Here is a 6741-nt window from a genome sequence, read left to right on the forward strand (position 1 = left end):
CGGGCCGCCCCCGCGGGGGGGGTCCCCCGGCCGCGCGCGCCCCGCCCAGTCGCGGCGCCCCCCCGGCCGGGTGGTGCGGGCGGTGTGCTTACCGCGTGCGGTTCTTGGCGATCCGGCCGGCCTTGACGGCCAGCTGGTCGACCTTGCCCGCGTCGGCGAAGCCGCCGACGGACACGGCCTTGACCGTGCCGTCCGCCTTGACGGAGTAGAGCGCCTGCTCGGGGTTGAGCAGGTCGTACGGGCTCTTGCCGTGGGCGGCGAGCATCAGCACGTACCGCTGACCGCCCTTGGCGAGCAGAGTGGTGTCCTTCTCCTGGTACGCCACACCGTTGAAGGTGCCGCCGAGCTGGCTGACCTCGATGGTGTCGCCGACGGCCACCTTGCCGGCGAGGGCCCGGGTGACCTTCACCTTGGAGACGGTGACGATGACCGGGTTCTCCTCGGCCGCCTTCCTGGCCGCCTTGGCCTCGGCCGGCGACAGGCCGGCCTGCGGGTTGGTGGCGGGGTTGTCACCGGCGGGCGCGTCGGGCAGCACCTTCTGCACCCGGGTGCTGACGACGGTGCCCTCAACGACGGCGTCGGACTTCTTGATGACGTCGTCGAGCGAGGAGTACGCGGGGTAGTCCGCGTGGTAGGTCACGGTGTCCGGACCCGCAGCGGCCCTGGCCCCGTCGGAGGAGTTCTCCGCGGAGCAGCCGACGGCGGCGAACGCGGCGAGTACCGCTGTTCCGGCGACGAGGATGTTCCGTCTGGCGTTCATCGGTAGATCCTCTTCACCTCGGACTTGTCATAGGGCTGCGGCGTCTGCACCTTCGAGCGGTCGCGGCTGTGCTTCATCAGCGAGACCTTGCTCGTGTTCGGGTTGTCGGCGAGGCTGAGCCCGTGCCCCAGCTCGTGGGTGCTGGTGCTGCGCACCCACTTGTCGTACTTGGGGATGCTCTTGGTGTCCCGCCACAGGGTCGTGGCGTTGACCTTGATCTGGAAGGAGCGGTGCGCCCGCGTTCCGGACGGCGCGTACAGGCCGTACCAGCTCTGGCTGTAGTTGCCGGCGGTGAAGCTGGGCTTGGCGCTGGAGCTGCGCTTGATGCTCGCCCCGACACCGGCGCGGTTCCAGTTGCCGCGAGCGGTGTCGAAGTACTTGACCCACTCGCCGTTGATGCCGACGGTCTTGACGCTGAACGACCGCTTGGGCATGCCCCCGCTGTAGTACGTCGCGTGGGCGGGGGCCGTGACGGCCAGGGTGCCGGCGACGGCCAGCGCGGCACTCGTCGTCAGGCCGAGTGACACTCGTGCGATTCTTCTATTCAACTGTTCTCCCCGTGAGTTGAGCAGACGGCAGCGACCGGGTACGAACTCGCATCGCTCCACGGTCGGCGCAGCGTGATGCATCCACGTCCTGAATGTCAGGCCGGATGTCAGGTCGCGGGAAAGGAAGCGAAAGGAACGGGGACGCGGAGAGTCGACGCGCCCCGGAAAAGACTGATTTCCCCCTTGTGGATCCCCCGTTGACCGGCTGCACCGAGATGCCGCCTGTGATCGGGACCTAGCCTCACAGGCGGTGCCGGTCCCGGCATCGGTCTCAAGTAGGAAAGCAATCCTCCTACTTGAGGCGGAGGTTTCGCATGTGACGTGGGGTCAGAGGGAGTCGGGGAGCGTCTTCCAGAGGTACGGCCGGTCGGGCGCGGCGCGCAGGGCGGCGAGGACGAGCGGGTGCGGTGCGGCGTAGAGCACGGGGTGGTCCAGCTCGCCGGCGGCGGGGTCGGGGATCCAGGCCAGCCGCTCGCCGGCCAGGGAGAACCGGGCGTCGACGCCCGGTTTGTTGCCGCGCGCGTCCTGCCGGTGCCAGGCCCCGTTGAAGCGGACGGCGACCAGGCCGTGGAGGACGTGGCCGCCCCCGTCGTGGGTCAGGCGCTGGTAGCACAGGGCGGTCGGGATGTCCTCGGCCCGCAGCAGCGCCGCGAGGGCATGGGACTTGGCGTGGCAGATGCCGGTGCCCAGGGCCAGCACGTCGGAGGCGCGCCAGGTGACGCGGAGGTCGCCGGAGTCCTGGGAGTGCGGGATGGCGTCCCGGACGAATTCGTAGGCGGCCCGTGCATAGTCATACGAGTCTGAGGCCTCGGCGGCCAGGCGGCCGGCCGTCTCCCGCACCACCGGATGATGGTGGTCGATGACGTCGTCGGCGGCGAGATAGGCAGAGAGGTCGGCGGTGTTCTGGATCAGCTCCATGCCCGCAGAGCATAGGAATGCGATCACCCGAGCGTCAATGACTTTTCGGGTGACCGCATATCTATGCAGAGCCTCGGGCTAGCGGGCCATCTCCTCCTTGACCGCCGCCACGAAGGTGTCGACGTCCTCCTCGCTGGTGTCGAAGGAGCACATCCAGCGCACCACTCCGGCGGCCTCGTCCCAGAAGTAGAACCGGAACCGCTTCTGCAGCCGCTCGCTCACGTCGTGCGGGAGCTTGGCGAAGACACCGTTCGCCTGCACCGGGTAGAGGATCTCCACGCCGTGCACCGCGCGGACGCCCTCGGCGAGCCGCTGGGCCATCTCGTTGGCGTGACGGGCGTTGCGCAGCCACAGGTCCTTGGCGAGCAGCGCCTCCAGCTGCACGGAGACGAAGCGCATCTTCGAGGCCAGCTGCATCGACATCTTCCGCAGGTGCTTCATCTGCCGCACCGCGTCCTGGTTGATGACCACGACCGCCTCGCCGAACAGCGCGCCGTTCTTCGTCCCGCCCAGGGAGAGGATGTCGACGCCGACCGCATTGGTGAACGTCCGCATGGGCACGTTCAGGGAGGCGGCCGCGTTGGCTATCCGGGAGCCGTCCAGGTGCACCTTCATGCCGTGCGCGTGGGCGTGCTCGCAGATCGCGCGGATCTCCTCGGGCGTGTAGAGGGTGCCCAGCTCGGTGCTCTGGGTGATCGACACGACCTGCGGCATGGCGCGGTGCTCGTCCTCCCAGCCCCAGGCCTGCCGGTCGATCAGCTCCGGCGTGAGCTTGCCGTCGGGCGTGGGCACGGTGAGCAGCTTCAGCCCGCCCATGCGCTCGGGCGCGCCGCCCTCGTCCACGTTGATGTGCGCGCTCTCGGCGCAGACCACCGCGCCCCAGCGGTCGGTGACCGCCTGGAGGGCGACGACGTTCGCGCCGGTGCCGTTGAAGACCGGGAAGGCCTCCGCCGTGGCACCGAAGTGGCTCCGGATGATCCCCTGGAGGTTCTCGGTGTAGTCGTCCTCGCCGTAGGCCACCTGGTGGCCGCCGTTGGCCAGGGCCACGGCGGCCAGCACCTCGGGGTGGGCTCCGGCGTAGTTGTCACTGGCGAAACCGCGGACCTGCGGGTCGTGATGGCGACGCGCGTCGGTCTTGGGAGGGTTCACGGCTTCTCGGTCAGCCACAGACGGTTTCCGTTCACTTCTGCGGCGGGCTTGCTCCAGACGCTCTCGATGGCCTCGGCCAGGTCCTTGACGTCCGTGAAGCCCGCGAACTTCGCGTTGGGGCGTTCGGCGCGCATGGCGTCGTGCACCAGCGCCTTCACCACCAGGATCGTAGCCGCGGACGTCGGCCCCTCGGCGCCCCCGGCCTTGCGGAAGAAGTCGGCCATGGCGAGCGTCCACGCCTCGGCGGCGGCCTTGGCCGCGGAGTAGGCCGCGTTCCCGGCGGTCGGCTTCGAGGCACCGGACGCGCTGATCAGGACGTACCGGCCGCGCTCACTGCGCTGCAGCGCCTCGTGGAACGCCAGGGAGGTGTGCTGCACGGTCTTGACGAGCAGCAGCTCCAGGAAGTCCCAGTCGTCGAGGCTGGTCTTGGTGAAGGTCTCGCTGCCGCGCCAGCCGCCGACCAGGTGCACCAGGCCGTCGACCCGCCCGAAGTCCTTCTCGATGTGCGCGGCCCAGTCCCGGGTGGACTGCAGGTTCAGCAGGTCCACCGTGTCGCCGGTGACAGACGCGCCACCCGAGGCGTAGCGGGCCGCGTCCACGGCCTCCGACAGCCTCTGCGGGTCGTTGTCCGCGCCGACGACGGTCGCCCCGGCCTCGGCCAGGCGCAGCAGGGTCGCGCGGCCGGCGGGTCCACCCGCACCGGCCACCGCGATCACCGCACCGCTGAGAGGCCCGTTCGCGCCGTTCCCCATGTTCTTCCCCTCTGAAGCAGTGTGCTGGACGCGGTCGCTCACGCGGCGACCGGCTCGGCGCTGTCCGCCGTGATGCCCTTGGTGGAGGCGATCACATTCTTCAGCTTCTTGGACAGGGCCTCATAGAACATGCTCAGCGGAAACTCGTCCGGAAGCACGTCGTCCACGAGCTTGCGCGGGGGCTGGGTCAGGTCCAGGGCCTCCGGGCCCTTGGCCCACTTGGAGCCGGGGTGCGGGGCGAGGTAGGTGGAGACCAGCTCGTAGCCGGCGAACCAGTGCACCAGCTTCGGGCGGTCGATGCCGTCCTTGTACAGCTTCTCGATCTCGGCGCACAGCTGGTTGGTGACCTGCGGGGCGCGCTCCCAGTCGATGGAGAGCTTGTTGTCGGTCCAGCGGACGACGTCGTGCTTGTGCAGGTAGGCGAAGAGCAGCTGGCCGCCGAGGCCGTCGTAGTTGCGGTTGCGGTCGCCGGTGACGGGGAAGCGGAACATCCGGTCGAAGAGCACCGCGTACTGCACGTCACGGGCCTGCGGGACGCCGTCCGCCTGGAGCTTCACGGCCTCCTTGAAGGCGGTGAGGTCGCAGCGCAGCTCCTCCAGGCCGTACATCCAGAACGGCTGGCGCTGCTTGATCATGAACGGGTCGAACGGCAGGTCGCCGTGGCTGTGGGTGCGGTCGTGGACCATGTCCCACAGGACGAAGGCCTCCTCGCAGCGCTTCTGGTCGTGGACCATCGCGGCGATGTCCTCGGGCAGCTCCAGGCCCAGGATGTCGACGGCGGCCTCGGTCACCCGGCGGAAGCGGGCGGCCTCGCGGTCACAGAAGATGCCACCCCAGGAGAAACGTTCCGGCGCCTCGCGGACGGCGATGGTCTCCGGGAAGAGCACCGCGGAGTTGGTGTCGTAGCCCGAGGTGAAGTCCTCGAAGGTGATGCCGCAGAACAGCGGGTTGTCGTAGCGGGTGCGCTCCAGCTCGGCCAGCCAGTCCGGCCAGACCATGCGCAGCACGACCGCCTCCAGGTTGCGGTCCGGGTTGCCGTTCTGCGTGTACATCGGGAAGACGACCAGGTGCTGCAGGCCGTCCGCACGGTTGGCGGCAGGCTGAAAGGCCAGCAGGGAGTCCAGGAAGTCCGGCACCGGGAAGCCGCCCTCCGCCCAGCGGCGGAGGTCCTTCACCAGCGCCTGGTGGTAGGCGGCGTCGTGCGGAAGGAGTGGGGAGAGCTGCTCGACCGCGTCCGCGACACGCTCGACGGCCGCCACGGCGTCGGCCCGCTGCGGGGCGCCCTCGGCGTCGAAGTCGATCGAGCCGTCCTTCGACTGCCATGGCCGGATCTGCTCCACGGCATCCTTGAGCACGGGCCATGCCGGGTGCTCCACCACCCTGGTCAGCGGAGAAACCCGATCCTCCGCACCCGACTGCACAAGAATTTCCGTCATGTCCCATCCTCCACAGGAGAACCTCGCGTACGCACACCGTATGCATACCCGGTTTCTCTCAGCAAGAGCGTAGTCGGGAAATTCTTCTGCCTTTCCCCTTGGTCACGGATGTTTTTCCTGCCGCAAACCGTGACGACGCTCACTTCCGTCGACGGCGGACGGCGCCGGAGCGGCGGTGATCCGGTCGGTCAAGGCCCGCGGGGACGCGCCCACGGGAGGGTGACAGCCGGGGCGGATACCGGCCAGCCCGCGCCTGGCCCCGCTCCCGAATGCCCGGCGCAGCCGCGGGTTCAACGCACGGCCCGGCCGTTAGGCTGCGAGCCTGCCGCGTGGACGACGACGTCCGGACGGGTCCGTCGGTCCGCGCGCCGCCGAGCCGCCGTCGACGGAAGCGAGTTGAACCTTGAACTTCCTTACCATCGGTCACCGCGGTGTCATGGGCGTCGAGCCCGAGAACACCCTCCGTTCCTTCGTCGCCGCGCAGCAGGCCGGCCTCGACCTGATCGAACTCGATCTACACCTGAGCAAGGACGGCGCCCTGGTCGTCATGCACGACGCCGAGGTGGACCGTACGACCGACGGGTCCGGCCCGATCGCCGAGAAGACCCTCGCCGAGCTGCGCGCCCTGGACGCGGGCCGCGGGGAGCGGGTGCCGGTGTTCGAGGAGGTCCTGGAGGCGGTGCACGCGCCGTTGCAGGCCGAGATCAAGGACGTGGCGGCGGCGCGGGCGCTGGCCGAGGTGATGCGCGCCCGGGATCTGACCGCGCGGGTGGAGGTGTCCTCGTTCCACGACGAGGCGATCGCCGAGATCGCGCGGCTGGTGCCGGGCGTGCGCACGGCGCTGGTCGCGAGCCGGTACGGCACCGACGTGGTGGACCGCGCCGTCGCCGTGGGTGCCGCGACCGTGTGCCTCAACATCCGCCGGCTCACCCTGGAGATCGTCGAGCACGCGCGCGCGTCCGGGCTGCGGATCATCGGCTGGGTGGTCAACACGCAGGACCACCTGCGGCTGGTGCGCGCGCTGCAGCTGGACGGGGCGACGACGGACTATCCGGAGATCAAGCGCACGGGACGGTTCACGGCCTAGGTCGTGTCCGCAAAGTCCCTCCGTCCGCCCGGAGGGCGGGCCCTGCGGCGTCTGGTGCGTGCTCTCGGCGTGCCGGGTGCAGTCCCTCGTA

General features: G+C 69.6%; 7 protein-coding genes. 1 reads left to right on the plus strand and 6 read right to left on the minus strand.

Features of this window, described 5'->3' with window-relative positions:
• Positions 1 to 88 precede the first annotated feature (88 nt).
• The 6 genes from ABZ923_RS40565 to ABZ923_RS40590 form a co-directional block, all read right to left on the minus strand.
• Positions 89 to 760 carry a hypothetical protein gene (locus ABZ923_RS40565; RefSeq protein WP_361483219.1) on the minus strand — a complete coding sequence of 224 codons (672 nt, stop codon included), beginning with the start codon at positions 758 to 760 and terminating at the stop codon, positions 89 to 91.
• Positions 757 to 1287: a hypothetical protein gene (locus ABZ923_RS40570; RefSeq protein ID WP_361483222.1), complete on the minus strand. Its 531-nt coding sequence runs from the start codon at positions 1285 to 1287 to the stop codon at positions 757 to 759. The genes ABZ923_RS40565 and ABZ923_RS40570 overlap by 4 nt, the downstream gene beginning before the upstream one ends.
• A 348-nt stretch (positions 1288 to 1635) precedes the next feature.
• On the minus strand, positions 1636 to 2226 hold the full coding sequence (locus ABZ923_RS40575; RefSeq protein ID WP_361483225.1) for a transglutaminase family protein: 591 nt from the start codon (positions 2224 to 2226) through the stop codon (positions 1636 to 1638).
• Between the two features lie 78 nt (positions 2227 to 2304).
• Complete coding sequence (locus ABZ923_RS40580) at positions 2305 to 3375, minus strand: low specificity L-threonine aldolase (protein WP_361483228.1); 1071 nt, start codon at positions 3373 to 3375, stop codon at positions 2305 to 2307.
• Positions 3372 to 4127, minus strand: coding sequence for an SDR family oxidoreductase (locus ABZ923_RS40585; protein WP_361483231.1), 756 nt, complete (start codon positions 4125 to 4127; stop codon positions 3372 to 3374). Before ABZ923_RS40585 ends, ABZ923_RS40580 begins: the two co-directional genes overlap by 4 nt.
• Before the next feature lie 38 nt (positions 4128 to 4165).
• On the minus strand, positions 4166 to 5563 hold the full coding sequence (locus tag ABZ923_RS40590) for a DUF6421 family protein (RefSeq protein ID WP_361483234.1): 1398 nt from the start codon (positions 5561 to 5563) through the stop codon (positions 4166 to 4168).
• A gap of 403 nt (positions 5564 to 5966) precedes the next feature.
• Here ABZ923_RS40590 and ABZ923_RS40595 point away from each other — a divergent pair, with 403 nt between their 5' ends.
• Positions 5967 to 6650 carry a glycerophosphodiester phosphodiesterase family protein gene (locus ABZ923_RS40595; protein WP_361483237.1) on the plus strand — a complete coding sequence of 228 codons (684 nt, stop codon included), beginning with the start codon at positions 5967 to 5969 and terminating at the stop codon, positions 6648 to 6650.
• Positions 6651 to 6741 lie beyond the last annotated feature (91 nt).

The sequence above is a fragment of the Streptomyces sp. NPDC046881 genome (genome assembly GCF_040645015.1).
GTDB lineage: Bacteria > Actinomycetota > Actinomycetes > Streptomycetales > Streptomycetaceae > Streptomyces.